25 protein-coding genes are annotated in these 26,359 nt (G+C 71.5%); 7 read left to right on the top strand and 18 right to left on the bottom strand.

All coding sequences use genetic code 11. The annotated features are described in order from the left end of the window. The coding region (locus ACQ3I4_RS15390) for an IS256 family transposase (protein WP_430632801.1) at positions 1-914 on the top strand (914 nt) is incomplete at its 5' end. A gap of 59 nt (positions 915-973) precedes the next feature. On the opposite strand, the gene ACQ3I4_RS15385 is transcribed toward ACQ3I4_RS15390, so the two are convergent. The 7 genes from ACQ3I4_RS15385 to ACQ3I4_RS15355 form a co-directional block, all read right to left on the bottom strand. Further along, complete coding sequence (locus ACQ3I4_RS15385) at positions 974-2,929, bottom strand: NHL domain-containing thioredoxin family protein (protein ID WP_329863717.1); 1,956 nt, start codon at positions 2,927-2,929, stop codon at positions 974-976. Between the two features lie 32 nt (positions 2,930-2,961). Continuing rightward, on the bottom strand, positions 2,962-3,990 hold the full coding sequence (locus ACQ3I4_RS15380) for an arsenic resistance protein (protein WP_329863718.1): 1,029 nt from the start codon (positions 3,988-3,990) through the stop codon (positions 2,962-2,964). Further along, complete coding sequence (locus tag ACQ3I4_RS15375) at positions 3,971-4,783, bottom strand: hypothetical protein (protein ID WP_329863720.1); 813 nt, start codon at positions 4,781-4,783, stop codon at positions 3,971-3,973. The genes ACQ3I4_RS15380 and ACQ3I4_RS15375 overlap by 20 nt, the downstream gene beginning before the upstream one ends. Further along, positions 4,758-6,896, bottom strand: a complete 2,139-nt coding sequence (locus ACQ3I4_RS15370) for a cytochrome c oxidase assembly protein (RefSeq protein WP_430633866.1) — start codon at positions 6,894-6,896, stop codon at positions 4,758-4,760. Before ACQ3I4_RS15370 ends, ACQ3I4_RS15375 begins: the two co-directional genes overlap by 26 nt. Before the next feature lie 27 nt (positions 6,897-6,923). Further along, on the bottom strand, positions 6,924-7,565 hold the full coding sequence (locus tag ACQ3I4_RS15365) for a copper resistance CopC family protein (RefSeq protein WP_329863722.1): 642 nt from the start codon (positions 7,563-7,565) through the stop codon (positions 6,924-6,926). Positions 7,566-7,647: 82 nt separating this feature from the next. Continuing rightward, on the bottom strand, positions 7,648-8,289 hold the full coding sequence (locus ACQ3I4_RS15360; protein WP_430633865.1) for a hypothetical protein: 642 nt from the start codon (positions 8,287-8,289) through the stop codon (positions 7,648-7,650). A 139-nt stretch (positions 8,290-8,428) separates the two neighbouring features. Further along, complete coding sequence (locus ACQ3I4_RS15355) at positions 8,429-8,710, bottom strand: HU family DNA-binding protein (protein ID WP_329863725.1); 282 nt, start codon at positions 8,708-8,710, stop codon at positions 8,429-8,431. Positions 8,711-8,973: 263 nt separating this feature from the next. Between ACQ3I4_RS15355 and aztD the strand changes: the two genes are divergently transcribed. Both aztD and ACQ3I4_RS15345 read left to right on the top strand, forming a co-directional pair. Next, a complete protein-coding gene (gene aztD, locus ACQ3I4_RS15350; protein ID WP_430633864.1) occupies positions 8,974-10,272 on the top strand; it encodes a zinc metallochaperone AztD in 1,299 nt (432 codons plus the stop codon). A 55-nt stretch (positions 10,273-10,327) separates the two neighbouring features. Continuing rightward, a complete protein-coding gene (locus tag ACQ3I4_RS15345; protein ID WP_430633863.1) occupies positions 10,328-10,963 on the top strand; it encodes a DUF1992 domain-containing protein in 636 nt (211 codons plus the stop codon). Positions 10,964-11,036: 73 nt separating this feature from the next. On the opposite strand, the gene rpsN is transcribed toward ACQ3I4_RS15345, so the two are convergent. The 8 genes from rpsN to ACQ3I4_RS15305 form a co-directional block, all read right to left on the bottom strand. After that, on the bottom strand, positions 11,037-11,342 hold the full coding sequence (gene rpsN, locus ACQ3I4_RS15340) for a 30S ribosomal protein S14 (RefSeq protein ID WP_329863730.1): 306 nt from the start codon (positions 11,340-11,342) through the stop codon (positions 11,037-11,039). Between the two features lie 4 nt (positions 11,343-11,346). Beyond that, positions 11,347-11,514, bottom strand: a complete 168-nt coding sequence (gene rpmG / locus ACQ3I4_RS15335) for a 50S ribosomal protein L33 (RefSeq protein WP_149955989.1) — start codon at positions 11,512-11,514, stop codon at positions 11,347-11,349. A gap of 1 nt (position 11,515) precedes the next feature. Then, on the bottom strand, positions 11,516-11,752 hold the full coding sequence (rpmB, locus tag ACQ3I4_RS15330) for a 50S ribosomal protein L28 (RefSeq protein ID WP_329863734.1): 237 nt from the start codon (positions 11,750-11,752) through the stop codon (positions 11,516-11,518). A gap of 331 nt (positions 11,753-12,083) precedes the next feature. Then, positions 12,084-12,575 carry a MarR family winged helix-turn-helix transcriptional regulator gene (locus tag ACQ3I4_RS15325; RefSeq protein ID WP_329863736.1) on the bottom strand — a complete coding sequence of 164 codons (492 nt, stop codon included), beginning with the start codon at positions 12,573-12,575 and terminating at the stop codon, positions 12,084-12,086. A 27-nt stretch (positions 12,576-12,602) separates the two neighbouring features. Continuing rightward, on the bottom strand, positions 12,603-13,400 hold the full coding sequence (locus tag ACQ3I4_RS15320; RefSeq protein WP_329863737.1) for an ABC transporter permease: 798 nt from the start codon (positions 13,398-13,400) through the stop codon (positions 12,603-12,605). 12 nt (positions 13,401-13,412) lie between these two features. Beyond that, entirely contained in the window at positions 13,413-14,318 is a 906-nt protein-coding gene (locus ACQ3I4_RS15315; protein WP_329863738.1) for an ABC transporter permease, read from the bottom strand. Continuing rightward, entirely contained in the window at positions 14,315-15,463 is a 1,149-nt protein-coding gene (locus tag ACQ3I4_RS15310; RefSeq protein WP_430633862.1) for an ABC transporter ATP-binding protein, read from the bottom strand. The genes ACQ3I4_RS15315 and ACQ3I4_RS15310 overlap by 4 nt, the downstream gene beginning before the upstream one ends. A 3-nt stretch (positions 15,464-15,466) precedes the next feature. Beyond that, positions 15,467-16,690, bottom strand: a complete 1,224-nt coding sequence (locus ACQ3I4_RS15305; protein ID WP_329863742.1) for an ABC transporter substrate-binding protein — start codon at positions 16,688-16,690, stop codon at positions 15,467-15,469. Between the two features lie 218 nt (positions 16,691-16,908). Between ACQ3I4_RS15305 and ACQ3I4_RS15300 the strand changes: the two genes are divergently transcribed. The 4 genes from ACQ3I4_RS15300 (at position 16,909) to ACQ3I4_RS15285 (ending at position 22,245) form a co-directional block, all read left to right on the top strand. Beyond that, positions 16,909-17,346, top strand: coding sequence for an Lrp/AsnC family transcriptional regulator (locus ACQ3I4_RS15300; RefSeq protein WP_329863755.1), 438 nt, complete (start codon positions 16,909-16,911; stop codon positions 17,344-17,346). Further along, positions 17,343-18,737, top strand: a complete 1,395-nt coding sequence (locus ACQ3I4_RS15295) for an aspartate aminotransferase family protein (RefSeq protein WP_329863744.1) — start codon at positions 17,343-17,345, stop codon at positions 18,735-18,737. The genes ACQ3I4_RS15300 and ACQ3I4_RS15295 overlap by 4 nt, the downstream gene beginning before the upstream one ends. 98 nt (positions 18,738-18,835) lie before the next feature. Beyond that, on the top strand, positions 18,836-20,788 hold the full coding sequence (locus ACQ3I4_RS15290) for an acyl-CoA dehydrogenase family protein (RefSeq protein ID WP_430633861.1): 1,953 nt from the start codon (positions 18,836-18,838) through the stop codon (positions 20,786-20,788). An 8-nt stretch (positions 20,789-20,796) separates the two neighbouring features. Then, positions 20,797-22,245: an NAD(P)/FAD-dependent oxidoreductase gene (locus ACQ3I4_RS15285; protein ID WP_430633860.1), complete on the top strand. Its 1,449-nt coding sequence runs from the start codon at positions 20,797-20,799 to the stop codon at positions 22,243-22,245. A gap of 21 nt (positions 22,246-22,266) precedes the next feature. Here the strand turns inward: ACQ3I4_RS15285 and ACQ3I4_RS15280 are convergent, their stop codons facing one another. From ACQ3I4_RS15280 to glyA, 3 genes are all read right to left on the bottom strand, one after another. After that, positions 22,267-23,406 (bottom strand): hypothetical protein, encoded by a 1,140-nt coding sequence (locus ACQ3I4_RS15280; RefSeq protein WP_329863750.1) that lies wholly within the window; start codon positions 23,404-23,406, stop codon positions 22,267-22,269. A 143-nt stretch (positions 23,407-23,549) separates the two neighbouring features. Continuing rightward, the gene (locus ACQ3I4_RS15275) at positions 23,550-24,959 is read right to left on the bottom strand and encodes an L-serine ammonia-lyase (RefSeq protein WP_329863752.1); all 1,410 of its coding nucleotides are present in this window, start codon (positions 24,957-24,959) and stop codon (positions 23,550-23,552) included. Positions 24,960-25,038: 79 nt separating this feature from the next. Continuing rightward, positions 25,039-26,359: serine hydroxymethyltransferase (gene glyA, locus ACQ3I4_RS15270; RefSeq protein ID WP_329863754.1), on the bottom strand; the 1,321-nt coding region annotated here is incomplete at its 5' end.

The raw sequence follows: 26,359 nt of genomic DNA, 5'->3' as shown, positions 1-26,359 counted from the left end.
ATGAGATGGTCCTGTCGCTCTATGCCAAGGGCCTGACCACCGGGGAAATCAGCGCGCACTTCGCCGAGATCTACGGTGCGTCCGTGTCAAAGGAGACCGTCTCGCGGATCACCGACAGGGTGCTCGACGAGATGGCCGCGTGGCAAAACCGGCCGCTGGATGAGGTCTACGCGGCGATCTTCATCGACGCCATCGTCGTCAAGGTCCGCGACGGGCAGGTCGCCAACCGGCCCGTCTACGCCGCGATCGGCGTGACGCTGGAGGGTGAGAAGGACATCCTCGGCCTGTGGGCCGGCACCGGCGGTGAGGGCGCGAAGTTCTGGATGAGCGTGCTCACCGACATCAAGAACCGCGGCGTGAAAGACACCTTCTTCCTGGTCTGCGACGGCCTCAAAGGCCTGCCCGAAGTCGTCACCAACGTCTGGCCGCTGACAACCGTGCAGACCTGCATCATCCACCTGATCCGCAATACCTTCCGCCTGGCCTCGAAGAAGGACTGGGACGCGCTCAAACGGGACGTGAAGCCCATCTACACCGCCGTGAACGCTGCGGCCGCCAGGGCGGCGTTCGAGGAGCTCACCGAGCGCTGGGGCAAGAAATACGGGGCCATCGTGCGGCTGTGGGAGAACGCGTGGGAGGAGTTCATCCCGTTCCTGGACTATGACGTGGAAATCCGGCGCGTGATCTGCTCGACCAATGCGATCGAATCCCTCAACGCCAGGTACCGGCGCGCCGTGAAGGCCCGGGGTCATTTCCCCACCGAGCAGGCTGCGCTAAAGTGCCTGTATCTGGTCACCCGATCCCTCGATCCGACCGGTGCCGGCAAGACCCGATGGGCCGTGCGTTGGAAGCCCGCTTTGAACGCCTTCGCCATCACTTTCAGCGACCGATTCCCGGCCGCTGAAAGCTACTAAAAGAAACCGCCGGATACACCGTTAATGAGATAGTCCCCCAGCGGAAGGACGCCGTCGGGCTAGTCGAGGCCGCGGAGGTCGAGGGTCAGCGCGGAGTCGCCGTCGGCGTCGAGGAGGACGGGGATGCCCCAGTCCTGCTGGTACAGGTGGCATGCGGCGTGGTCGGGGATCTCGCCGCCGGGTTCGCCGTCGCACGCCGCCGCGCGGGCGGTGATGTGCAGGACGCCGTCCGCGACGTCCGGGTTCAGGGTCAGCGTCCGCGTCAGGCCAAGCGAGGTCCCGGCTCCCTCGAGGATGAGCTCCTCGGGCGAGGAGGAGATCTTCAGTTGCGTCGGGTCACCCCAGCGGTCGTCGAGCTTCTGCCCCTTCGGGGCGGAGAAGCGCACCACGATCTCGTGGGCACCCGGAGCCACGGGGGTCTTGGGACGCTGGGTCTGCGAGGCCCCCTCGTCCACCGTGAGCGCCTCCTTCGGCAGCGGCAGGCGGACCAGCTGGTGCTGGTTCGTCTCGACCACGAGCAGCACCGGCTCGCCCTCGACGGAGGTGTCCAGGAGGACGTCCGACGGCTCGGCCAGCCCGCGGGCCAGCGTCGAGACCGTACCGTTGGAGGGGTCGTAGCGGCGGACGGCCCCGTTGTAGGTATCGGCCACGGCGACGGAGCCGTCCGGCAGCACGGTCACGCCGAGCGGATGCTGCAGGCGGGCCTCGGACGCCTCACCATCCCGGAACCCGAAGTCAAACAGCCCCGCGCCGACGGCCGTCTCGACGGAGGCCACGAGTCCGTCCTCGCCGAGGCGCAGCACGCGCAGGGAGGAGGTCTCCGAGTCGGCAACCCAGAGGTCGCCGTTCGCGTCGTCGGCCAGTCCCGAGCTCTGCGCGAACCACGCCTGACCGGGGTGGCCGTCCTGCAGCCCCTCGAGCCCGGTGCCTGCGAAGACCGCCAGGGCGCCCGAGCGCGGCTCGAAGGAGAAAATCTGGTGCGTGCCGGCCATCGCCACCACGAGCTTTCCGGCCTTCGCCGACCACAGCACGTCCCACGGCGAGGACAACGATGTGCCCAGCGGATCGGAACCCAGCTCGGGAACCCAGGCCCCGGCGTCGTTCGCGGCGTCCCCCGCCGACCGGGCCTGCTCCGCGTCCAGCAGGCGCTGCACGCCGTTGCCGGCGATCGTGCGGACCTCGCCCGTCGCGAGCACGACGCCCCGCAGGCGGTGGTTGACCGTGTCGGCGACGACGACGTCGTAGCCGACCTCGGCCGCGACGTCGGCCGGCAGCGCGGCCAGGCCCTGCGGTTCGTTGAAGCGGGCGGTCTCCGGCCCGCCGTCGGCGTGGCCCTTGACGCCCTCGCCGATCGTGCGGACCACGGTGGACAGGTCGCCCGCGAGCTCGACGAGCCGGTGGTGGCCGGAGTCGCCGACCAGGAAGTTGCCGTTGGGCAGGGCCAGCACCTTGCCGGGGAAACGCAGGTCGCCCTCGCGTGCGGGCGGGGCCACGTACGGTCCGTCGCCGCGGTGCAGCGTGCCCTTCGCCTCGTGCTCGGCGACGAGCTCCTCGACGAGCACCTCGAGCCCGTTCGCGTGCCCCTCGCCGGAGAGGTGTGCGGCAATGTAGCCCTCGGGGTCGACGACGACGAGGGTCGGCCAGGCCCGCGCCGAGTACGCCTGCCAGGTCTCGAGCTCCGGATCGTCGAGCACCGGGTGGTGGATCTCGTAGCGCTCGACGGCGGCGGCGAGCGCCACCGGATCGGCCTCGTGCTCGAACTTGGGCGAGTGGACGCCGACGATGACGAGCAGGTCGCGGTACTTCTCCTCGAGCGGGCGCAGCTCGTCGAGGACGTGGAGGCAGTTGATGCAGCAGAAGGTCCAGAAGTCGAGGACCACGATCTTGCCCCGCAGGTCCTCGAGCGACACCTGCTTCCCGCCCGTGTTCAGCCAGTTCCGGCCGACCAGTTCCGAGGCGCGCACGCGGTAGGCGGAGCGGACGGAAGCGGTGGTGGTCGGGGTGTCGGCGCTCATGCAGGACTCCTCGGGTTGCGGATCGGGGTGCTTCAGGGGTCAACCCCATTATCGCCGGGCTTGTTCCCGGAGGCCGCCGCCGGTGACGGCGTGCTACGGACGAGCCGCGGTACGACGCCGGTCATCACCACCATCGCGAGCAGTTCCACGAGCGTCTGGGTCACGACGACGAGCGGGACGAGCTCGAAGCCCGCGGGCAGGGCGAGGGCGAGGGGCAGCACGACGAGGGAGTTCCGGGTGGCCCCGGTGAAGGACGCGGCACGGATGCCGGGCTCCTCGAGCCGGGCGAGGCGCCCGGCCGCGATCCCGGCGGCGGCCATGAGGGCCGCGAACCCGGCATAGAGGGGCACGAGCGGCAGCAGCTCCGACCAGCGGTGCGCCACGGCGGCGGATTGGGAGGCAACGACGACGGCGAGCACGGCCGCCATGAGGGGGACCATGCACGCCGCAGCGGAGGACCCGGCGGCCCGGGCCACACCGGCGCCGGTCCGGCCGCGCGCCCCGAGGGCCTGGAGCGCGGCGGCCGCGCCGAGCGGGAGCAGGATCAGCAGGACGAACGCCTCGAGGAAGGGCCGCGGGTCGATGCCGGCAAGCACTCCCGGGCCGGCCATGAGCGGCAGGTAGACCGGGAGCAGGAGCATCTGCAGGAGCATGAGCAGCGGCGTCGCGGCCAGGAGCTTCGAGGCCGCCCCGCCGGCCAGCCGGGTGAAGGCCACGACGTAGTCGATGCACGGCGTCAGGAGCACCAGCAGGACGCCGACGAGCAGTTGCCGCTCCCCCGCCACGAAGCGCGACAAGCCCCACGCCAGCAGGGGCGCGACGGCGAAGTTCAGGACCAGGACGACGGCCAGGAAGCGGCGGTCGACGACGCCGGCCCGCCACCGGGTCAGCGGCACCCCGAGGAACGTGGCGAACATCAGCAGACCCAACAGCGGCAGGACCACGGCGTCGAGGGCGGCGAGCCCGGGCCAGACGGCTCCTGCGGCCGCGGCGAAGGCGATCGCCGCGAGGTAGACGGGGACTTGGCGGCGTTCGAGCAGCTCAGTCCCCGGGAAGGGCATCCAGCGTCTCCTCGAGGATCGCCTCGGCCATCGCGGTGAAGTTCGCGTCCTCGACCCCCGCGGGTCCGATGAAGGACACCATGGCCACGTGCCCGCCCCGTTCGCCGACGAGCACGAGCGCCTGCTGCGCGAGGCTCGCGTGGCCCGGCGCGCGGCTCCAGAAGAGGGCGGAGGCCACGTCCGCGTCCGTCTCCGGCCGGCTCGAGCTCAGCGGGACCGTCGCGGGGACCACCCCGCCGCCGGCGCCCTCCTCCTGGATGTTCAGGGTCGTGGAGGAGCACTCCTGGACGAGCGTGTCGACGGTGCCGTAGTACGCGTCCAGCGCGCCGCGGTCGCCGATCCGGGCAACCTCCACCGAGCCGGTGACGTCGACGCCCTCGGCCGCGAAGTCGGTCCGGGCCGCCTCGGCGCCGAGCACGGCCGGGGAGAAGTTCAACTTCTCGAGCGGCTCCCGGCACGCCGCCGGGAGCACGACGACGCCGTCGAGCGCGTCCCCGGGATCGGAGCGCAGGGCCTCCAGTTCCGCCTCGCCCGCGACCGCCGAAAGGGTGAAGTTGTAGCCGGCGGCGCGGGCGATGCCCGCCTGGACGGCGGTCGCCGCCTCCGTCCCGGGCGCCTCGCCCCCGGGGTCCGCCGGAGCGCCCGTCGCCTGCCCGGACCCGTGCGGATCCGACGAGGCCCCGGCGTCCGGGGCCCCGGCGTCGTTCCCGGAACAGGCGCCGAGCGTGAGGGCGAGCGCGAGGGCGCCCGCGGCCAGGAGGGGTCTTCTAGCGTCCACGTCGCTCCGTTTCATCGTCGTGCTGCTTCAATTGCGCGAACATGGCGTTGTAGGCGGCCAGTTCCGCATCGTCGTCCCGGTCCGCCGCGCGGTCCTTGCGCTTGGACTCGCGGGCGTCGTCCCGGCTCCACGCCACCATCACGCCGAGGGCCAGCAGGAGGGTGGGCACCTCGCCGATCCCCCACATCGCGCCGGCGCCGAAGCGCTGGTCCTCGAGCGGGGTGGCGCCCCAGTCGCGCCCCATGTTCCCGAACCAGCCGGCCTGCATGAGCGACTCGCTGCCCATGATGGACACCCCGTAGAAGGCGTGGAAGCTCATCGTGGCCAGCAGGATCAACAGCCGCAGCGGGTAGGCGGCGCGGCGCGGGAGCGGATCGGAGCCGATCATGTTCAGGGCGAAGATGTAGCCCGTGAGCAGGAAATGCAGGTTCATCAGCTCGTGCCCGATGTGCTCGCGCAGGGCGAAGCCGAAGAGCTCGGTGTTGTAGAAGATGATGATCGAGCCCGCGAAGTTCGCCGCCGCGAAGAGCGGATGCGTGACGATCTTCGAGAAGCCCGAGTGCACGAGCACCAGGATCCACTCGCGCGGACCCCGCGTGCCGTCGGTCCGGCTGGGCAGGGCCTTGAGCGCGAGCGTCACGGGCGAGCCGATGACCAGGAAGAACGGGGCCACCATGGTCAGTGCCATGTGGCCGACCATGTGCATCGAGAACAGCACCATTCCGTACACCGCGGGGGCCCCGGAGGTGATGTAGAACAGCGCGGCCAGGCCCACGAACCAGGACGCGAAGCGCCACGCCGGCCAGGCGTCGCCGCGCCGCTTCAGCCGCACGTAGGCCACGAGGTAGGCGGCGCCGAGGAAGAGGACGACGGCGACCCAGAGCCAGTCGAAGCGCCATTCGCTCAGCCAGGAGGACGGCACGAGCTCGGGCGGGAGCTCGTAGCCGGTGAGGATGCGGGCGGGCGTGGCGGCGGGAGGCAGTTCCTCCGGAACGGGCGGGGCCGTCCGCGCGAGCGCCGTCGCGATGCCCATGACGGCGGCCATGATGGCGGCCTCGACGGCGACGATCCGCCACGCGGCCCGCACCGCGGTGGTCCGGCCCGCGAGGAGGGACGGGATGGTGCGGGTGCGGTGGAGCAGGCCGAGCGCGCCGAGCGCCACGGTCAGGAGCGCCTTGGCGGCGACGAGGCCGCCGTAGGGGGTGGCCAGGTCGGCCCACGAATCCATCCGGATCACGGCGCTGACGACGCCGGACGCGGCCACGAGAGCGATCGAGATCCCGGCGAGGGCCGAGAAGCGGGACAGGACGACGCCGGCCAGGAGGGGCGGCGTCGCGCCCCGCCGGCGGTCGGGGGCCGGGCCGCCGAGGGTGTCGGCGAGGACGGCGAGCGTCGCGATGCCTCCCACCCACAGGCAGACGCCGACGAGGTGCAGGAGGATGGCGTTGGTGGCGCCCCAGTGGTCGTCGCCGCCGGCCGCGTGGCCGATGAGCGAGATCGGGACGACGCCGAGCAGCGCCGCGACGGCCGCGACGGCGACGCCGCCCGGGGAGCGCAGGCCGAACGCGAGCGAGGCCGTGACGGCCGCGATGAGGACCATCCACGCCCACGCCTGGCCGACGGAGATCCCCAGGACGTAGTCCATCATGGCGGCCGTGTAGCTCGGTTCGGCGCTCAGCGGGAGCCCGGAGAGGTCGGAGAACGTCAGGACCAGGACGGCGGCCGCGGCGAGGGTCCAGACCACCGCGGCGCCGGCGGCGAGGTTCATGGCGCGGGTGAAGGCGGGGTGCTCCCCGCCCGTGTCTCCTCCGGCGTCGCGGTCCTCGTCGCCTCCGCGCCCGGCGCGCCCGGCGCGCCCGGCCCGCTCCGGGCGGCGGCTGCGGGGCAGGATCGCCGCCGCGAAGACGAGCGCGCCGATGGCCAGGGCCATCGAGGCGTGGTGGACGGTCTTCGCGACGGGCAGTCCCCACCGGGTGAGGGCGCCCGGATCGGAGAGCAGGCCCGCGGCCGCCGAGCCGGAGTACAGCAGTGCGGCGACGAGCCCCACGGCGCCCGCGGCGAGCGCGGGCAACGCGAGGACCGGCCAGAGCCGGCCGGCGGCGGTGCGGTGTCCGGTGGTGGCGTCCACGGTGCCTGCCTCCTTCTCCGGGGTGTCCTACCGGCCCTGGCGGCGGGTCTTGGCCAGGACGACGGCGGCCGCGGCCACCGCGGCGACGGCCAGGACGATCCAGATCAGCACGGGCGGCAGTCCCGCCTCGGCGGCCTGGTCCGGCGCGTCGGTGGCGGGCGCCTCGGTAGCCGGCGCGTCGGTTCCGGCGGCCTCGGCGCTGGAGGACGGGGCACTGGAGGGCGCGGCGCTCGAGGAGGGCGCCGCCGCGGGGGCGTCGACCGTGAACTCGAGGGCCTCGCCCTGGGCGCCGCCGCTCTCGATGGGGTGTCCGTCGCTCGAGACGACCCGCCAGGCGACGGTGTAGGCGCCGTTGTCCAACGGGGCCGCGAAGGCGACGGTCAGCGTGCGCCCCGAGACGGAGGCCTCGGCCTCGACCGCGCCGTCGGGGCCGGAGACCTCGACCTCGGCGCCGATGGGCTTGAGCTCGCCCGTGTAGGACAGGCTCACGGAGGCGGGGGCCTCGGTCAGGGTCTCGCCGGAGGCCGGCACGCTGTCGGCGAGGGCGTCGTGTGCCCGGGCCGCCGGAGCAGCGGCGAGGACGGCCCAGGCCATCAGGAGGGCGGTGGCGAGCGCGGCGGCGAGACGGACGGCTGCTGCCGGTGCGGGGCGGTGGAGCGTGGTGTTCATGGTGTTGTCCTGTTCCTCCCCGGTACCGCGTCGAGCACGGGCGGGGAAAGCTGTTCCTGGGGTGCGGCAGGCGGCCGCGGGGTCAGAAGGCAGCTCGAACGGGTGGGCCGCGCCGGGTCAGGGCGCGGAGGGGGACGCCGAGGTCGGGCAGGCCCAGGACCTGGACGGACGGCAGCGGCGCCGGGGCCGTATCGACGGGCACGGGACGCGGGCGCAGGACGGCGCGCGGCGCGGCGAGGAGGACGACGTCGGCGAGCCCCTGGGCGGCGAGCCCGCCACGGCGCAGGACCAGGATGGTCGCGAGGGCGGCCGCCGCGTGGGCCGCGGGCATCCAGGCGCCGCCGGCCGGACCGGCCACGAGGGATGCCGCGGCGGCCGGGGAGGCGACGAGTTCCACGTGGGCGGCATGCCCGAGGCCGGTCTCGCGCAGGAGGGGGACGGTCCCGGAGCCTGAAGCCCCGGATCCGGCACCGTGGGCGTGGCCCGCCGCGAAGGCGAAGTGGTAGAGCGCTTGGCTGACGACGACGGCCAGGGAGGTCCTGGCGAGTGAGAGCCCGCGTCCCGCGAGCGCCGTGCACACGGCGGCGGAGGCGGCCACGACGACGGCGAGCAGCAGCGGATGCGGCAGGGGCGCCCCGGCCAGGGCGTGGGATGCGGCGGCCAGCCCGGTCGCGGCGACGGCTCCCGACCATCCCCGCAGCAGGCGCAGGCTGCGGTGCTCCACGGTGGCGCGCTCCTCGGGTCGACGGGGTCCAGGGACGGACCCCACGATTCTACTCCAGGTAGAACGCCGCTCCCCGCGGGAACGGCGAGGCCCGCCCCACCTCGACGGTGGGACGGGCCTCGCGCTGCTGCGGCGGAGCCTACTTGGCGACGGCGGCCTTCAGCTTGGAGCCGGCGGTCAGCTTCACGGAGTGGCCGGCCGGGATCTGGATGGTCTCGCCGGTCTGCGGGTTGCGGCCCGTGCGGGCGGCGCGGTCGGTGCGCTCGACGGCGAGCCAGCCCGGGATCGAAACCTTCTCGCCCTTCGAGACCTGCTCGACGAACGTCTCGAAGACGGCATCCAGCACGCCGTTCACGGCGACCTGGGAGTTGCCGGTCTTCTCGGCGACGGCTGCAACAAGCTCGCTACGGTTCAAAGCCAATGTCATTCCTCCTGGACTGATTCGCACCCGGCCTGACGCCCGGGCTGCCCCGCGGTTACGGGGACTTCTGAGAAGGAAACTACCAGCCGTGGGGCCGGGACACGCCCAGTTTTGGCCCTTTGGCCCAAGTTTTTTCAGGTTTTCCGCGGATTTTCGGGGTTTTCCGGGGTGTGGGCGCCTCTTCAGGGCCCGCGCGGGCTGGTCAGTGCTCAAGTCGTCGCATGTTTTGAGAATGATTCTTATTTAGATTAGTGTCTCGAACCATGACTTCACTCACGCATCCACCCGCCCACCGTCCCCTGCTCGCGGCCGCCGTCCTGGCCGGCGCCCTGGCCCTGTCCGCGTGCGGCGGGCCGACGACGTCCGGCGCCGCCCCGGCGTCGTCCTCCCCCGCCGGAACGCACCACGACGACCACGACCACGAGGACGCGCACGAAACCCATGAATCCGGCCGCGCCAACCCGCGCCTCGCCGTGACCTACGAGGGCGGCCTCCTGGTCCTCGACGCCAACAGCGGCGAGGTCCTCGCCGACGAACCACTCGAGGGCTTCAATCGGGTCAACCCCGCCGGCGACGGCCGACACGTCCTCGTCAGCACCTCCGCAGGCTTCCGCGCGCTCGATACGGGCGCCTGGTCCGAGCCCCACGGCGACCACGACCACCACTACACCTCCGCGCCGCGGCTCACGGAGCACGTCTTCCCGGCCACGACGCCCGGGCACGTCGTCCTGCACGCGGACAAGACCGTGCTGTTCGACGACGGCACCGGTGAGGTGGCCGTGTTCGACCCGCACGGCCTCGCGGACGGCTTCCCGGACGCGGACCGCTTCCAGACGCCCGTGGCGCACCACGGCGTCGCGGTCCAGCTCGGGGACGGGGCGCTCCTGACCACGCACGGGCCGGCCGGGGAGCGCAACGGCATCACGGCATACGGCCCGGCGGGCTCCGACGGCACGCGCCCCGAGCTGGCCGTGAACACCGACTGCCCCGGCATCCACGGCGAGGCGGTCGCCGCCGATGAAGCCGTCGTGTTCGGCTGCGAGGACGGCCTGCTGGTCTACCGGAACGGGAAGATCGCCAAGGTCGCGGCGCCCGACGCCTACGGGCGGATCGGCAACCAGGCCGGCAGCGAGGCCTCGACCGTGGTCCTCGGCGACTACAAGAGCGACCCCGACGCGGAGCTGGAACGCCCGACCCGGGTCAGCCTGACCGACACGGAGAGCGGGGAGCTCAGCCTCGTGGAGACGGGCGCCGCGTACTCCTTCCGCTCCCTGGCCCGCGGCCCCGAGGGCGAGGCGCTCGTGCTCGGCGCCGACGGGGCCCTGCGGGTGATCGACCCGGACACGACCGAGGTCGTCGACGAGATCCCCGTGACCGACGCGTGGGAGGAACCGCTCGAATGGCAGCAGCCGCGGCCCGGCATCTTCGTCCAGGGCACCACGGCCTACGTGACGGAGCCGGCCACCCGGACGCTGCACCTCGTGGACCTCGTGGGCCGCTCGGTGCTCAAGGGCGTCGAGCTGCCGCAGGTGCCGAACGAGATCACGGGCATCCCCGGCTGACCCCGGCCCCGTCCTCGCCTACCCTTGAACCACCACGTCGGACACGGGAGGCGGCATGAGGGAACACGACGACGATGCCCTGGTCCGCGCGGCGCGCTACCGTGACGCGCAGGACCCGGCGGCGGAGTTCACGGACGAGGCCCTGCGGGTCGACGTCGGCGGCGACGGGGCGGAGCAGGACATCCGTCCCGTCATCCGCCCGTCCGACGAGGTCTACGAGGTGGCCAACACCGCCATCGAGCAGGCCATGGCCCGCGGCGACTTCGACGAGCTGAAGTACGCGGGCCGGCCCATCCCCGGCCTCGGCGGGACCCACGACCCCGACTGGTGGCTCAAGGGCCTCATCGAGCGGGAAGGCATCAGCGGCCTCGGGCCGCCCGCGATCGCCTTGCGCCGCGAGGACGCCGACATGGAGGCCACCCTCGACGCGCTCTTCACCGAACGCGCCGTCCGGGAGGCCGTCGAGGACTTCAACGGCCGGATCATCGAGACCCGGCGCCAGCTCCTCGGCGGACCGCCCGTCACGACGCCGACGCGCGACGTCGACGCCGAGCTCGACGCCTGGAGGCGGCGCCGCGCCGAACGCGCCGCGGCCTCCGAGGCCGCCGAGGCCGCGGCGCGGGCCGCCGCCGAGGAGGAGAAGACGGCGAGACGCGGACGGTGGCGCCGCTGGCTCCGGGGCCAGGGCTAAGACAGCCAGTGCCTTAACAGGGAAAGGCCCCTCCCGAAGGAGGGGCCTTTCCGCGACCAGTGGGCTGTTGGGCCTACCAGGAGGACTTGGTGATGCCCGGCAGCTCGCCCTTGTGGGCCATGTCGCGGAAGCGGACACGGGAGATGCCGAACTTCTGGAACGTGCCGCGCGGGCGGCCGTCGATGGCGTCGCGGTTGCGGACGCGCACCGGCGAGGCGTTGCGGGGCAGCTTCTGCAGGCCCAGGCGGGCCTCTTCGCGGGCCTCCTCGGTGGCGTTCGGGTCGACGAGGGTCTTCTTCAGCTCGGCGCGCTTCGCGGCGTAGCGCTCGACAACGACCTTGCGCTGCTCGTTGCGGGCGATCTTGGACTTCTTAGCCATGTGTTTAGCGCTCCTCTCGGAATTCGACGTGCTTGCGGATGACCGGGTCGTACTTCTTCAGGACCATGCGGTCCGGATCGTTACGACGGTTCTTCCGCGTCACGTAGGTGAAGCCCGTTCCGGCGGTGGACTTGAGCTTGATGATGGGACGTACGTCCTTGTCCTTGGCCATGTTAGAGCTTCACTCCCTTCGCGAGCAGGTCGGCGACGACTGCGTCGATGCCGCGCACGTCGATGGTCTTGATGCCCTTCACCGACAGCGTCAGCGTGACGTTGCGGCGCAGGGACGGAACCCAGTAGCGCTTCTTCTGGATGTTCGGGTCGAACCGGCGCTTCGTGCGGCGGTGCGAGTGGGAGATGCTGTGCCCGAAGTTCGGGACGGCACCGGTCACCTGGCAAACAGCTGCCATGATCACTCCTCGGTAGTAGTAAATATCGGCGGTACTCCCTCACAGATACAGCGGGGTACTGCTGCCTCTGGATCTGCGTTGAAGGTCCCGCCACCAGTTGTGACACCGTTTTTACTGCGACGTTCGAAGGTAACCAGGCTGGGTGAGAACCAACCGAAGCGCCTTACTTGCGCGAAACTTACGGTGAATTCAGCGTCCCGGTTGAGCATTTTTCCCTACTCGGTCGGGTCGCGTTATTCGGTTCACGGGCAACCGCGCCCCTTTCAGGGCACGACTTAACGCCTTACCATCCTAGACCGGGCGGCGGTGGAGCGCAAAACGGGCGGTGATCCTAGCAGTCCGCCGTCTGATCGAGGAAGATCCAGTGCGCCGGGTTGATCCGGCCGACGATCTTGCGGCCGATCCGGGCGAGGTCCTGAACGTCGTCGGGCTCGAGCGCGTCGAAGACGATGCTGCGCACGGACTCCACGTGCTGCGGGGCCAGCGCCACGAGCATCTCCCAACCGGCGTCGTTGAGCCGGGCCATCGTGACCCGGGCGTCCGTGGGGCTCTGCGAGCGCTCCACCCAACCGCGGCCCTGCAGCTTCTTCACGACATGGCTCAAGCGGGACAGGGAGGAATTGGTGACCGAGGCGAGCTCGCTCATCGGCAGCATGCGCCCCTCGGATTCGGAGAGCATCGCGAGCACGTTGTAGTCGAAGAGGGTGATCTGCGCCTGCTTCTGCAGTTCGCTGTCCAGCCGGCTCGGGAGCTGCATCGATACGGCGTTCAGGGCGAGCCACGCCTCGCGTTCCTGGCTCGTGAGCCAGCGGGGTTCCGTCATGGAAACCATCTTGGCACAGCCCCGCGGCTAGCGGGCTGCCTGTGCCTTGGCCCTGCGGTAGGAGACGAGTTGCGCGACGAGCACGACGGCGAGCGCGAGCAGGAACATCGACGAGCCGATGACGTTGGCCTGGGCCGGGATGCCCCGCGTCGCGGCGACGTAGATGAATTTCGGGAAGGTATCGAAGTTGCCGGAGTTGAAGTTGGTGATGATGAAGTCGTCGAAGCTCATCGCGAAGGACAGCAGCGCGGCCGCGACGATGCCGGGCAGCAGGAGCGGGAAGGTGACCTTCCAGAACACGGACTGCGGCGAGGCGTAGAGGTCCGCCGCGGCCTCCTCGAGCTTCGGATCGAGGGAGGCCACACGCGCCCGGACGGTCACGACGACGAACGCCATGCAGAACACGGTGTGGGCGATGACGACCGTCCAGAAGCCGAGGTTCCAGCCCAGGTTCAGGAACTGCGCCAGGAGCGAGGCACCGAGGACGACTTCCGGCGTCGCGAGCGGCAGGATGATCAGCAGGTCCGCGGCCTTGCGGAAGCGGAAGCTGTAGCGGACCAGTCCGAGCGCGATGCACGTGCCCAGGACGGTCGCGATGAGCGTCGCCGTGAGGCCGATCCGCAGCGAGTTCCCCAGTGCGTCGCAGACCTGCGGGGCCCCGCAGGGATTCGCCCAGTTCGCCCACGTGAAGCCGCGCCAGTTCAGGTTCGTGCGTCCGGCGTCGTTGAAGGAGAACGCGAAGATGTACGCGATGGGGACCAGGAGGTAGACGAAGGCGAGTCCTCCGAAGACCGGGATGATCCAGCGCCCGAACCGTTGCCGCATCGCCGCCCCCCCCTAGAACAGTTCCCGGGTGCCGAAGCGCCGGATGTAGATCATGACCAGGATCAGGATCGCGACCATGAGGATGAAGCTCAGCGCCGAGGCCCCCGGGTAGTCCACGACCCGGAAGAAGCGCGAGTCGATCACCTGCCCGATCATCGTGGTGTCGCGGTTGTTGCCGAGCAGGGACGCATTGACGAAGTCGCCGGAGGCGGGGATGAACGTCAGGAGGGTGCCGGCGAAGACGCCGGGCGCCGAGAGCGGCAGCGTCACCTTGCGGAACGTCGTGAACGGGGTCGCGTACAGGTCCCCCGAGGCCTCGAGCAGGCGGGTATCCAGGCTCGCGAGGCTCGCGTAGATCGGCAGCGTCATAAAGGGCAGGAAGTTGTAGGTCAGGCCGCAGACGACGGCGAACGCGGTCGCGGTCAGGCGGCCGTCCGGCGGCAGGATCGCCACGGCCCGGAGCACTTCCACGACGGGGCCCTCGTCGGCGAGGATCTGCTTCCAGGCCTGCGTGCGCAGGATGAAGCTGGAGAAGAACGGCGCGATCAGCAGCACCAGCAGGATGCCCGCGAGCAGCTTGCGGTGGCGCAGCCGCACGGCCACGAGGTAGGCCATCGGGTAGCCGATCAGCAAGGCGGCAACGGTGGCGATGAACGCGAACCAGAAGGAGCGCAGGAGCGCCTCCCAGTAGGCGGAGAGGACGACGGCGTAGTTGCGGAACTCGAGCGCGGGGACGAACTCCCCGACCTCGGCCCCCGGCGGCTTCGCGTAGAGCGACATGGCCAGCAGCACCACGACGGGCGCCGCGAAGAACAGCAGGAGGAAGATGAATCCCGGCAGCACGAGGTACAGCCCCGTGCGGCCCCGCCGCTTGGCAGCCGCGAGCTCCTCGGGGCTCGCCACCGCCGTCGTGCTCATACCGCGTCCACCCCCTCCGCCGCGTCCTCGTCCCCGGCCAGGCCGAAGGTGTACTCCGGGTCCCACACGAGCCGGACCTTGTCGCCCGGCGCGGCGGGCTTCTGCCCGAGGTTCTGGGAGAACGTCCCGACGAGGCCCACGCCGGGCGCGTCGACGAGGTACTCGGTGCTGATGCCCGTGAAGGAGGCGTCGACGACGTCGCCGAGCAGCTGGTTCACGCCGTCGGGGACGGGATCGGAGGCCTCGAGGATGCGCATCTTCTCCGGCCGCACCCCGGCGACGACGCGGCCCGAATGCGTCGTGGCCCGGTCCTTCGGGACCAGGACGCGCACTCCGGCCACGTCGACGCCGATCATGCCCCCCAGGTCTTCCTGGACACTGCCCTGCATCAGGTTGGACTTCCCGAGGAAGTTCGCGACGAAGGCCGTCTTCGGCAGCTCGTAGAGCTCGCGCGGCGGCCCGAGCTGCTCGACGCGTCCCTTGTTCATCACCGCGACCGTGTCGGCCATGGTCATGGCCTCCTCCTGGTCGTGGGTGACGTGGATGAACGTCAGCCCGACGTCCGTCTGGATCGCCTTGAGCTCGACCTGCATCTGGCGGCGCAGCTTCATGTCGAGGGCGCCGAGCGGCTCGTCGAGCAGGAGCACGGCCGGCCGGTTCACGAGGGCCCGGGCGAGCGCGACGCGCTGCTGCTGCCCTCCCGAGAGCTGGAACGGACGCCGGGCGCCGAGGTGGCCGAGCTCCACCATGTCCAGGGCCGCCTTGGCCTTCTCCTGCGTGCCGGAGACGCGGCGGCGGCGCAGCCCGAACGCGACGTTGTCCAGGACGCTCATGTGCGGGAAGAGCGCGTAGGACTGGAAGACGGTGTTGACCTGGCGCTGATGCGGGGCGAGGCGCGTGACGTCCTCGCCGCCGATGGAGATGGTGCCAGACGTCGGCTGTTCGAGGCCGGCGACCATCCGCAGCGTCGTCGTCTTGCCGCAGCCGGAGGGACCGAGCAGCGCGAAGAACGATCCGGCCGGGATCGTCAGGGAGACGTCGTCGACCGCCGTGAAGTCGGTGAAGCGCTTGACCACCGAGTCCAGGACCAGGTCCCGGCCCGACGTCGCCGTCCCCCGGGGGCGCTCCGGGGCCTCCTGCGCCATGGCCTAGACCCCGATGGCGGACTGGAAGCGGGAGCCGAAGTCGGATTCCTCCTCCGGGGAGAGGGAGCGGAAGACGTGGGCCTGGGCGAGGTCCTCCTCGGTGGGGAAGATCAGCGGGTTGTCCACGAGCTCCGGGTCGATCTGCTCCATGGCCTCGCGCGCGCCCTCGACGGGCGAGATGAAGTTGACGTAGGCGGCCACGATCGCGGCGATCTCGGGCTCGTAGTAGAAATCCATGAGCTTCTCCGCGTTGGTCTTGCGCGGCGAGGCGATGGGGACGAGCATGTTGTCGCTCCAGAGCGTGCAGCCTGCCTCGGGGATCGCGAACTCCCAGCGGTCGTCGTTCTCGAAGTTCAGCTGCGTGATGTCGCCGGACCAGCCGATCACGGCGAGCGCGTCACCGGAGACGAGATCCTCCTTGTAGGAGTTGCCGCGGACCTGCCGGATCTGGCCCGAGGCGATCTGCTCCTCGAGGACCTCCAGGCCGGCGTCGAACTCGTCGCCGCCCCAGTCGCCGGAGATGTCCACGCCGTTGTCCAGCATGATCAGGCCCATCGTGTCGCGCATCTCGTCGAGGACCTCGACGCGGCCGCGCAGCTCGGGCTTCCAGAGGTCGGACACGGTGCGCAGCCCGCCCGGGACGGCCTCCTTGTTCCAGGCGATGCCGGCGTAGCCGGACTGCCAGGTCAGGGACCTGTTGCGTCCCGGATCGAAGTCGACCTCGCGCAGGGCCGGCAGGAGGTTGGAGATGTTCGGGATGTTCGCGTGGTCGAGCTCCTGCACGTAGCCCTGGCGGATCACGCGGGCCGCCATCCAGTCCGTGAGCGTGATGATGTCCTGCCCGATGTCCTGCCCAGCCGAGAGCTGGCTCTGCACCTTGCCGTAGTAGGTGTCGTTGCCGTCGATGTCCTCCGAGTAGTTGACCCGGATGCCGGTCTCCTCGAAGAAGGTCTCGAGGCTCGGGTAGGTGCGGGTCGAGTCGTCGTAGTCGAGGTAGAGCGTCCAGTTCGCCCAGTTCACCGTCGGGTCGTCGGCGGAGATGTCCGCGACGGCGGACGGGGCGGCGGAGGTCTGCTGCGTGCCTCCGCGGGTTCCGCACGCGGCGAGCGCGCCGGCCAGCCCGAGTCCGCCGGCCCCATAGAGGAACCTCCGGCGGGTCAGCTGCGCGCGGATCAGGGACCGGACGGCGGGGTCGTTGAGGAGTTCGTGCCGGGGTCGTCTCGTCATGCTTGGATGATGGCAGCCGTCCGCGGCCGAGTCCATAGGCCGCGTTGTAAATTTTTGATTTCAGCACGAATTCCGTTGCGGACTGCTCCCTTTCGCAACCGATTCTTTGGGGATACCCTCATGCTGAGACGGGTCGACCGCCCCGTCCGCCGGCGAGCTCCAGGAGGTCCAGGCCAGTGGCCCCATCATCCGCCACCCCCAACGGGAACGGCTTCGCCATGGACGCGACGTCCAAGGCGATCATCGAGCAGCTGCAGGAGGACGGCCGGCGTTCCTACCCGGCCATCGGGCGCGCCGTGGGCCTGAGCGAGGCCGCGGTGCGCCAGCGCGTGCAGAAGCTCATCGACGCGAAGGTCATGCAGGTCGTGGCCGTGACCGACCCCCTGCAGCTCGGCTTCACGCGCCAGGCGATGATCGGCATCAAGTCCGACGGCGACATGGTCGCCACCGCGGACCGCGTCGCGGAACTGGCCGCCGTCGACTACTGCCTCGTCGTCGCCGGCTCCGTGGACATCCTCGCGGAGGTCGTCTGCGAGGACGACGACGACCTCCTGTCCACCATCAACGAGATCCGCGGCATCGACGGCGTCCGCGAGACCGAGACCTTCCTCTACCTCTCCCTCCGCAAGCAGGAATACGACTGGGGCACACGATGAACACCCTTCCCGGCACCACCCCCCGCGGCACCGACCGCCAGCAGGCTGCCCGCGACCACCTCTGGATGCACATGGCGCGGCACGCGCCGCTCGTGAACGGGGGCACGGTCCCCGTGATCACGCGCGGCGAGGGCCACATGATCTACGACGACCACGGCAAGGGCTACATCGACGGGCTCTCCGGCCTGTTCGTGGTCCAGGCGGGCCACGGCCGCGCCGAGCTGGCCGAGACGGCCGCGCGGCAGGCCGAGAAGCTCGCGTTCATGCCGCTGTGGTCCTACGGCCACGAGCCCGCGATCGACCTCGCCGAGCGGCTCGCCTCCTACACGCCCGGCGACCTGAACCGCGTCTTCTTCACGACGGGCGGCGGCGAGGCCGTCGAGTCCGCGTGGAAGCTCGCGAAGCAGTTCTTCAAGCTCACGGGCAAGCCGGGCAAGACGAAGGTCATCTCGCGTGCCGTGGCCTACCACGGCACGCCGCAGGGTGCCCTCTCGATCACCTCGATCCCCGGCATGAAGACGCCGTTCGAGCCGCTCGTGCCGGGCAGCTTCCGGGTGCCGAACACCAACTTCTACCGGGCTCCCGAGCAGTTCGGGGACAACGAGAAGGACTTCGGCCTGTGGGCGGCGGACCGGATCGCCGAGGCGATCGAGTTCGAGGGCCCCGACTCCGTCGCGGCCGTCTTCCTCGAGCCCGTGCAGAACTCGGGCGGCTGCTTTCCGCCGCCTCCCGGCTACTTCCAGCGCGTGCGGGAGATCTGCGACGAATACGACGTCCTGCTCGTCTCGGACGAGGTCATCTGCGCATTCGGCCGGATCGGCTCGATGTTCGCGTGCCAGGACTTCGGCTACACGCCCGACATCATCACGTGCGCCAAGGGCATGACGAGCGGCTACTCACCCATCGGGGCGATGATCGCCTCCGACCGCCTGTTCGAGCCGTTCACGCACGGCGACACGACGTTCTACCACGGCTACACCTTCGGCGGGCACCCCGTCTCGGCGGCCGTGGCCATGGCGAACCTGGACCTCTTCGAGCGGGAAGGGCTGAACCAGAACGTCAAGGACAACGCCCCGGCCTTCCGCGCGACGCTCGAGAGGCTCCTGGACCTGCCGATCGTCGGCGACGTGCGCGGCGAGGGCTACTTCTACGGGATCGAGCTCGTCAAGGACAAGGCCACCAAGGAGACCTTCACGGACGAGGAGTCGGAGCACCTGCTCCGCGGATTCCTCTCCACGGCCCTCTTCGAGGCCGGGTTGTACTGCCGGGCGGACGACCGCGGCGACCCCGTGGTGCAGCTCGCGCCACCGCTGACGATCGGCCAGGCGGAGTTCGACGAGATCGAGTCCATCCTGCGCTCCGTCCTCGTGGAGGGCCTGAACCACCTCTGAACCGCCCCTACCGCGGCCCGGGGGCCCGGGCTACGCTGGGCGGACAGCCCCGGGAGGCCGGCTGGTCCCCGGGGACCGGCCGGACAAGGGGGTCCACCATGAGCACGACGCCGCAGGGCGCCACCATCGACGAACGTCAGGCCCGCGCCGTGGCCGAGGCCGCGCGGGAGTCGGGCTGGTCACGTCCCAGCTTCGCCAAGGGCCTGTTCCTGGGCTCCTTCGACTTCTCGCTCGTCCACCCCCACCCCGCGCCGCCGCCCGGGGACGCCGCGCGGGGAGCCGCCTTCCTTCTGAGGCTGAGGTCCGCGCTCGAGGAGTTCGACGCCGGGCTCATCGAACGCGAGGCGCGCGTCCCCGACGCCTACATCGACACCCTGCGGGGACTCGGCGTGTTCGGGATGAAGGTCCCTCCCGAGTACGGCGGGCTCGGGCTCACGCTCGCCGACTACGGCCGCGCGCTCATGCTCATCGGCTCGATCAGCCCCGCGATGGGGGCGCTGGTCTCGGCCCACCAGTCCATCGGCGTCCCGGAGCCCGTGAAGATGTTCGGCACCGAGGAGCAGAAGCGCGCGTTCCTGCCGCGCTGCGCCGCGGGGGCCGTCACCGCGTTCCTGCTGACGGAGAACGACGTCGGATCCGACCCCGCGCGGCTCGGCACCACCGCGGCGCCGACCCCGGACGGGGACGCGTACGTGCTCGACGGGGCGAAGCTCTGGACCACCAACGGGACGGTCGCCGAGCTCGTCGTCGTCATGGCCCGCGTCGACCCCTACCGCGCCGCGGACGGCACGGAGCGCCGCGGCGGGATCACGGCGTTCGTCGTCGAGGCGGACAGCCCCGGCATCACGGTCGAGAACCGCAACGCGTTCATGGGGTTGCGCGGCATCGAGAACGGCGTGACGCGCTTCCGCGGCGTCCGGGTCCCGGCCGCGAACCGGCTCGGCGCGGAGGGGCAGGGGCTCAAGATCGCCCTGAGCACCCTGAACACCGGCCGGCTCTCGATCCCGGCCCTGTGCGCGGGCGCCGGGAAGTGGAGCCTGAAGATCGCCCGCGAGTGGTCGGGCGAACGCGTGCAGTGGGGCCGTCCGGTGGGCCGGCACGAGGCGGTGGGCCGCCAGCTCGCCGACCTCGCCGCGACGACGTTCGCCCTCGAGTCCGTGTTCGAGCTCTCGGCCGCGCTCGCCGACGCGGGCATGAAGGACGTGAGGATCGAGGCGGCCATCGCCAAGCTCTATTCCTCGGAGGCCGCGTGCCGGCTCGCCGACGAGCTCGTCCAGATCCGCGGCGGCCGCGGCTACGAGACCGCCGACTCGCAGCGGGCCCGCGGCGAGCGCGCCGTTCCCGCAGAGCAGCTGCTGCGCGACCTGCGGATCAACCGGATCTTCGAGGGATCCACGGAGATCATGCACTTGCTGATCGCCCGGGAGGCCGTCGACGCGCACCTCAAGGCCGCGGGCAAGCTCGCCGAGGCGGACGCGGCCCTCGGCGAGAAGGCGCGCGCCGCCGCCGGGGCCTCGCGGTTCTACGCCCGGTGGCTCCCGGGCCTCGCGGCGGGACCGGGGCTCGTGCCGACGTCGTACCGGGAGCACGGCCGGCTCGCGCGGCACGTGCGCTTCGCCGAGCGCGCCTCGCGCCGGCTCGCCCGCCACACCTTTGCCGGGATGGCCCGCTGGCAGGCCGGCCTCGAGGGGCGGCAGGCCTTCCTGGGCCGCATCGTGGACATCGGCGCGGAACTGTTCGCGATGTCGGCGTGCGTGAGCCGCGCCGCGCTGATCGCCCGCTCCGATCCGGCCCGCGCCCGCTCCGCCGCCGAGCTCGCCGACGCCGCCTGCCGGCAGGCCCGGCACCGCGTCGGGGAACTGTTCCGCGCCCTCTGGTCCAACACGGACGACGCCGACCGCCGGCTCGCGCGGAAGGTCCTCGCCGGGGACTACGCCTGGCTCGAGGACGGCGTGATCGACCCCTCCGAGGGCACCGGACCGTGGATCGCGCCCTGGTCCGGGGACGACGACGAGCGCCCCGACGTGCGCCAGCCCTACGGCGGGGGCTGAGCATGGGGATGCCCACGGCGTTCGACCGCGCCGAGGCCCGGATCCCGGCAGCCGCCGTCGACGCCGCGCTCGCCGGTGCCGCGACGCGCCCCTACTGGCTGGACTCCCCCGCGCGCCCGGCCGCGAGCGCACCGCTGTCCGGCCGGCACACCGCGGACCTCGCCGTTCTCGGCGCCGGCTACACGGGGCTCTGGACCGCCCTGCTGGCGAAGCGCGCCGACCCCGCCCGGCGCGTCGTGGTGCTCGAGGGCGGGCGGATCGGATGGGCGGCGTCGGGACGCAACGGGGGCTTCTGCGAGGACAGCCTCACGCACGGCGACGCGAACGGCCAGCGCCACCTGCCCCGGGAGAACGGGCGGCTGATCGAGCTCGGGCGGGAGAACCTCGCCGCGCTCCTCGCGGACCTGGACCGCCACGGGATCGACGCCGACGTGGCCCGCTCGGGATCGATCACGGCCGCGACCGAGGAGCACCAGGTGGCGTGGCTGCGCGAGGAGGCGGACGGGGGCGCGGGGTCCGGCCCCCTGTTCCTGGACCGCGCCGCGATGCTGGAGCGCATCGGTTCCCCGCTCCTGCTCGCCGGGCTGCGCGAGGAGGGCCGGACCGTGCTCGTCCACCCCGCGAAGCTCGCCTGGGGACTCGCCCGGTCGTGCGCCGAGGCCGGGGTCGAGATCATCGAGCAGTCCCCCGTGAGGTCCCTCGAGCGCGGCGGGCGCGGCCCCGGCGTCGTCCTGCGCACCGACGCCGGACGCGTCGCCGCGGACCAGGTGGCGCTCGCCGGCAACGCGTTCCCGCCGCTCCTGCGCCGGCTCCGCCTCCACACCGTGCCGGTCTACGACTACGTGCTCATGACGGAACCGCTCGACGCGGCGCAGTGGTCCTCGATCGGCTGGGACGGCGGGGAGGGCCTGGCCGACGCGGGGAACCGCTTCCACTACCTGCGGCCCGTGCGCGATGCGGACGGAGGGCGCCGGATCCTCATCGGCGGCTACGACGCGATCTACCGCTACGGGCGCTCGCTCGACCCCGCGCACCTGCAGCATCCGGCCTCGTTCCGCCGCCTCGCGGCCCACTTCCTGGCGTTCTTCCCGCAGCTCGAGGGCGTGCGGTTCAGCCACCAGTGGGGCGGGGCGATCGACACGTGCAGCCGCTTCTTCCCGTTCTTCGAGACGGCCCACGGCGGGCGAACGGCCTACGCCGCCGGGTTCACGGGCCTCGGCGTCGGGGCGAGCCGCTTCGCCGCCCGCGTCATGCTCGACCTGCTCGGGGGCGCCCCGACCGAGCTGACCGGGCTCGAACTGGTCCGCCGCAAGCCGCTGCCGTTCCCGCCCGAACCCGGCGCCTGGCTCGGCGTCCAGGCGATGACGGCGGCCCTGGTCGCCTCCGACCGCAACGGCGGCCGGAGGGGACCGTTCCTGCAGGCGATGGACGCGATCGGGATGGGCTTCGATTCCTAGGAATCCCCGGCCGCCGCCGGGTCAGCCGGCGTGGCCGTTGGGCCATCGCAGCAGGGCCGCGATACCGGCCCCGTTCGGCAGCACGCCCGGCGGGACGTAGCGGATCGCGGCGTCCGTCAGGGCGGCGGCCCGCAGGAGGACCTCCGGGGCCGGCCACTCGCCGATCACGCCCGCGCCGGGCGTGCCGGAGGCGTCCGTCGCGAGCCACGGCTCCGCGTCGAGGGCGAGCAGCGTGTGCTCGTCCTGGAACTCCGAGACCAGCACGGTGTCCGCCTGGGCCTGCTGCAGGGCGGAGACCACCTCCTCGAAGCCGAACACCGCCGCCGGGTGCTCGCCCGAGGCCCGGTTGCCGATCTTCTCCGTGAGCGCCTCGAGGTCCAGGGCCTGCACCTCGGCGACCTTCGCCTCGACGGCCTGCGCGGCGTGCGACTGGTCCGTCCCGCCGGCACGCGTGTTCTGGCCGATCTCGACGGCGAGGGCGCGCGTGGCCTCCGCGAGCTGGCCCAGGACGAGCTCCCGGGCCTTCACGTCGCCGGCGAGGACCACAAGCCGGGCACTGCTGCCGCGGACCACCTCGTCGATGTGCCCGGCGATCTCGTCCGCGTTGCGGCGCCAGATCTCCTCCGTCTGGGAGCGGTTCTGCGGCTCGGCGTAGCGGCCCGGGACCCGGCGCGCGTGGTGCGCCTCCTCGGGATCGCCCTCCACGCTGCGGCTCTCCGCGACGCCCGGCAGCGCCGAGTGCCGGAGCGTGACCTCGCCTCCGTCGCGCCCGACCTCGGCCAGGACGTAGGGGAACTGTCCGCCGCGGGCCCGGGCGAGGGGAACGAGGTTCGGGAACGGCCCGCACTCCACGTGCGGGGCACCCGCCTGGACGCCGGGGACGAGCTCGTCCAGCACCACTTCGCCGCCCGTCACGGCCACGAACCGCGCGACGGGTGCGGGGCGCCCCTCGGCCGGCACGAGCACTGCGCGGATGGCCTCGATGTCCCCGGGAGCGGCCTGCTGGCTCTGCAGCAGGCGGGCCACCGTATCGGGGAGCGTGTCGGCGGCCTCCTGCGCCGCGGTGGTTCCCAACGACGCGTCGACGAAGGCCGTGCACCACGGGCCTTCCTTCCTGTACAGGGTGGCGTCGATTCCAGTGGAACCTGCCCGGTGTGCCATGGGGAAACTCCTTCCCACGCGGCGTCGGCGCCGCGTGCTGCTCGGTCCGTCCGCCCACCGTAGCACCGCCCGCACGCCGCCGGTAGGGGCTTGACCGGGCTCCCCGCGGTGTGCCGAAACCGCTGGTCAGGCGGCGGTTGGAATCAGCACTCGACGACGTTCACGGCGAGTCCGCCGAGCGCGGTTTCCTTGTACTTGTGGCTCATGTCCTTGCCCGTCTCCCGCATGGTCACGATCACCTCGTCCAGGCTCACGCGGTGTTCGCCGTCCCCCATGAGCGCCATCTTGGCGGCGTTGATGGCCTTGGAGGCGGCGATCGCGTTGCGTTCGATGCACGGGATCTGCACGAGTCCGCCGATCGGATCGCACGTCAGGCCCAGGTTGTGCTCCATGGCGATCTCGGCGGCGTTCTCCACCTGGGCCGGGGAGCCGCCGAGGATCTCGGCGAGGCCGGCGGCGGCCATGGACGACGCCGAGCCGACCTCGCCCTGGCAGCCGACCTCGGCCCCGGAGATCGACGCCTGCTCCTTGTAGAGCACGCCGACCGCGGCCGACGCCAGCAGGAAGCGGACGACGACGTCCTCCTTGTCCGCCTGCGTGGCCCAGCCGATCCCGGGCGAGTAGTGCGTCGCGTAGAACATCACGGCCGGGATGATGCCGGCGGCGCCGTTCGTCGGGGCCGTGACGACGCGGCCGCCCGAGGCGTTCTCCTCGTTCACGGCCAGCGCCACGAGATTGACCCATTCCTGCCAGTACTTCGGGTCGCGGTCCTTGTCCTCCTTGGACAGGCGTTCGTGCCAGTCGGGGGCGCGGCGGCGGACCTTGAGCCCTCCGGGCAGGAGGCCCTCCCGTGCCAGGGCGCTGTTCTTCGACTCCTCCATGACGGACCAGATGTGCAGGAGCCCTTCCCGGACCTCCTCGCGGGAGCGGGTCGCGCACTCGTTGGCCATCATGACCTCGCTGATGCCCATGCCCGTGTCGCGGCAGTGCCCCAGGAGCTGGGCCGCCGTGCGGAAGGGGTAGGGCACGGCCGCGAGGTCCTGCTCGATCTCCTCGACGACGGCGTCCTCCTCGCCCTCGCGGACGATGAACCCGCCGCCGATCGAGAAGTAGGTCTCGTCGGCCAGGGCGGCCCCGTCGGCCCCCAGGGCCTGGAAGCGCATCCCGTTGGTGTGTCGGGGCAGGACGGTGAGCGGGTGCTGGACCATGTCCGGCACCCCGTAGGCGAGGTCCTTGCGCGCCCCGAGCTCGGCGGCGAGGCGCAGGACGCCGCTCGCCTCCTGGTCCGCGATCCGCTGGTCGACCTGCTCGGGGAGGATCAGCTCGGGCTGGAAGCCCTCGAGGCCGAGCATGACCGCGGTGAACGTGCCGTGGCCGCGCCCCGTGGCGGCGAGCGAGCCGTAGAGGTCGATCCGCAGGCCCTCGGTGGGCGCGACGAGGCCCCGTTCGGCGAGCCCCTCGACGAAGCGGAAGGCGGCGCGCATGGGCCCCACGGTGTGGGACGACGACGGTCCGATGCCGACGCTGAAGAGGTCGAAGACGCTGATGGCCATGGGTGGGGATTCCTTTGCGTGGATGCACTACGGGCCCGGAACCGGTCCGGTCCCGGGCCCGTGGTGCACGGTCCGGGGCTCAGCCGAGGTTCGGCAGGTCCGGGTAGAGGGGGTGGGCGGTGGCGAGGGCCTCGACGCGTTCCTTCAGGCCGGCCAGGGTCTCCGGATCGGCACCGTTTTCGTCGGTCCCGGCGATCAGGGCCTCGGCGATCACGTCCGCGACCTCGGCGAACGCTGCCTCGGAGAAGCCGCGTGTGGCCAGGGCCGGGGTCCCGATCCGCAGCCCCGAGGTCACCATCGGCGGGCGCGGATCGAACGGGACCGCGTTGCGGTTCACCGTGATCTCCACGGACGCGAGCAGATCCTCCGCCTGCTGCCCGTCGAGCACCGAGTCCCGCAGGTCCACCAGCACCAGGTGCACGTCCGTGCCCCCGGTCAAGACGCTGATCCCCCGCGAGGCCACGTCCGGGCGGGTGAGGCGTTCGGCCAGGATCCGCGCCCCGGCCAGGGTCCGCGCCTGGCGTTCGGCGAACTCCTCGCCCGCGGCGATCTTGAACGCGACCGCCTTGCCCGCGATCACGTGCTCCAACGGCCCGCCCTGCTGGCCCGGGAACACCGCGGAGTTGACCTTCTTGGCGATCTCCGGATCGTTGGAGAGGATGATTCCGCCGCGCGGGCCCGCCAGCGTCTTGTGCGTCGTGGAGGTCACCACGTGCGCGTGCGGGACCGGGGAGGGATGCAGCCCCGCCGCGACCAGGCCCGCGAAATGCGCCATGTCCACCATCAGGTACGCCCCGACCGCATCCGCGATCGCCCGGAAGCGGGCGAAGTCCAGCTGCCGCGGATACGCCGACCAACCGGCCACGATCAGCTTCGGCCGGTGCTCCAACGCCAGGGCCTCGACCTCGTCCATGTCCACCTCGTAGCTGGACTCGTCCACCCCGTACGGGACGATCGTGTACAAGCGGCCGGAGAAGTTGATCTTCATCCCGTGCGTCAAGTGCCCGCCATGGGCCAGATTCAACCCCAGCACCGTGTCGCCGGGACGGATCAGCGCGTGCATCACCGACGCGTTGGCCTGGGCCCCCGAATGAGGCTGCACGTTCGCGAAACCCGCCCCGAAGAGCGCCTTGACCCGCTCGATCGCCAGCGACTCGATCACGTCCACGTGCTCGCACCCACCGTAGTACCGGCGCCCCGGGTACCCTTCGGCATACTTGTTCGTCAACACCGAACCCTGCGCCGCCATCACCGCCTGCGCCGTGTGGTTCTCCGAAGCGATCATCTCCAGACCGCCCCGCTGCCGCGACAGCTCCGCGTCGATCCCCGCAGCGACCTCCGGATCCAACGCGGCCAACGACGCCGTCAACGACCCCGCGACCACCGGCTCATACGTGGTG

Origin of the sequence: Zafaria sp. Z1313 (assembly GCF_050563205.1) — a bacterium.
Classification (GTDB): domain Bacteria; phylum Actinomycetota; class Actinomycetes; order Actinomycetales; family Micrococcaceae; genus JAZDCJ01.
This window is presented reverse-complemented; position numbering and strand designations above follow the sequence as displayed.

Bases quoted from the DNA above. Each gene is read 5' to 3' on its own strand.
- ACQ3I4_RS15385 (WP_329863717.1), bottom strand. From the start codon at position 2,929: ATGAGCGCCGACACCCCGACCACCACCGCTTCCGTCCGCTCCGCCTAC.
- ACQ3I4_RS15380 (WP_329863718.1), bottom strand. From the start codon at position 3,990: ATGCCCTTCCCGGGGACTGAGCTGCTCGAACGCCGCCAAGTCCCCGTC.
- ACQ3I4_RS15375 (WP_329863720.1), bottom strand. From the start codon at position 4,783: ATGAAACGGAGCGACGTGGACGCTAGAAGACCCCTCCTGGCCGCGGGC.
- ACQ3I4_RS15365 (WP_329863722.1), bottom strand. From the start codon at position 7,565: ATGAACACCACGCTCCACCGCCCCGCACCGGCAGCAGCCGTCCGTCTC.
- aztD (WP_430633864.1), top strand. From the start codon at position 8,974: ATGACTTCACTCACGCATCCACCCGCCCACCGTCCCCTGCTCGCGGCC.
- ACQ3I4_RS15345 (WP_430633863.1), top strand. From the start codon at position 10,328: ATGAGGGAACACGACGACGATGCCCTGGTCCGCGCGGCGCGCTACCGT.
- rpsN (WP_329863730.1), bottom strand. From the start codon at position 11,342: ATGGCTAAGAAGTCCAAGATCGCCCGCAACGAGCAGCGCAAGGTCGTT.
- rpmG (WP_149955989.1), bottom strand. From the start codon at position 11,514: ATGGCCAAGGACAAGGACGTACGTCCCATCATCAAGCTCAAGTCCACC.
- rpmB (WP_329863734.1), bottom strand. From the start codon at position 11,752: ATGGCAGCTGTTTGCCAGGTGACCGGTGCCGTCCCGAACTTCGGGCAC.
- ACQ3I4_RS15325 (WP_329863736.1), bottom strand. From the start codon at position 12,575: ATGACGGAACCCCGCTGGCTCACGAGCCAGGAACGCGAGGCGTGGCTC.
- ACQ3I4_RS15320 (WP_329863737.1), bottom strand. From the start codon at position 13,400: ATGCGGCAACGGTTCGGGCGCTGGATCATCCCGGTCTTCGGAGGACTC.
- ACQ3I4_RS15315 (WP_329863738.1), bottom strand. From the start codon at position 14,318: ATGAGCACGACGGCGGTGGCGAGCCCCGAGGAGCTCGCGGCTGCCAAG.
- ACQ3I4_RS15310 (WP_430633862.1), bottom strand. From the start codon at position 15,463: ATGGCGCAGGAGGCCCCGGAGCGCCCCCGGGGGACGGCGACGTCGGGC.
- ACQ3I4_RS15305 (WP_329863742.1), bottom strand. From the start codon at position 16,690: ATGACGAGACGACCCCGGCACGAACTCCTCAACGACCCCGCCGTCCGG.
- ACQ3I4_RS15300 (WP_329863755.1), top strand. From the start codon at position 16,909: ATGGACGCGACGTCCAAGGCGATCATCGAGCAGCTGCAGGAGGACGGC.
- ACQ3I4_RS15295 (WP_329863744.1), top strand. From the start codon at position 17,343: ATGAACACCCTTCCCGGCACCACCCCCCGCGGCACCGACCGCCAGCAG.
- ACQ3I4_RS15290 (WP_430633861.1), top strand. From the start codon at position 18,836: ATGAGCACGACGCCGCAGGGCGCCACCATCGACGAACGTCAGGCCCGC.
- ACQ3I4_RS15285 (WP_430633860.1), top strand. From the start codon at position 20,797: ATGCCCACGGCGTTCGACCGCGCCGAGGCCCGGATCCCGGCAGCCGCC.
- ACQ3I4_RS15280 (WP_329863750.1), bottom strand. From the start codon at position 23,406: ATGGCACACCGGGCAGGTTCCACTGGAATCGACGCCACCCTGTACAGG.
- ACQ3I4_RS15275 (WP_329863752.1), bottom strand. From the start codon at position 24,959: ATGGCCATCAGCGTCTTCGACCTCTTCAGCGTCGGCATCGGACCGTCG.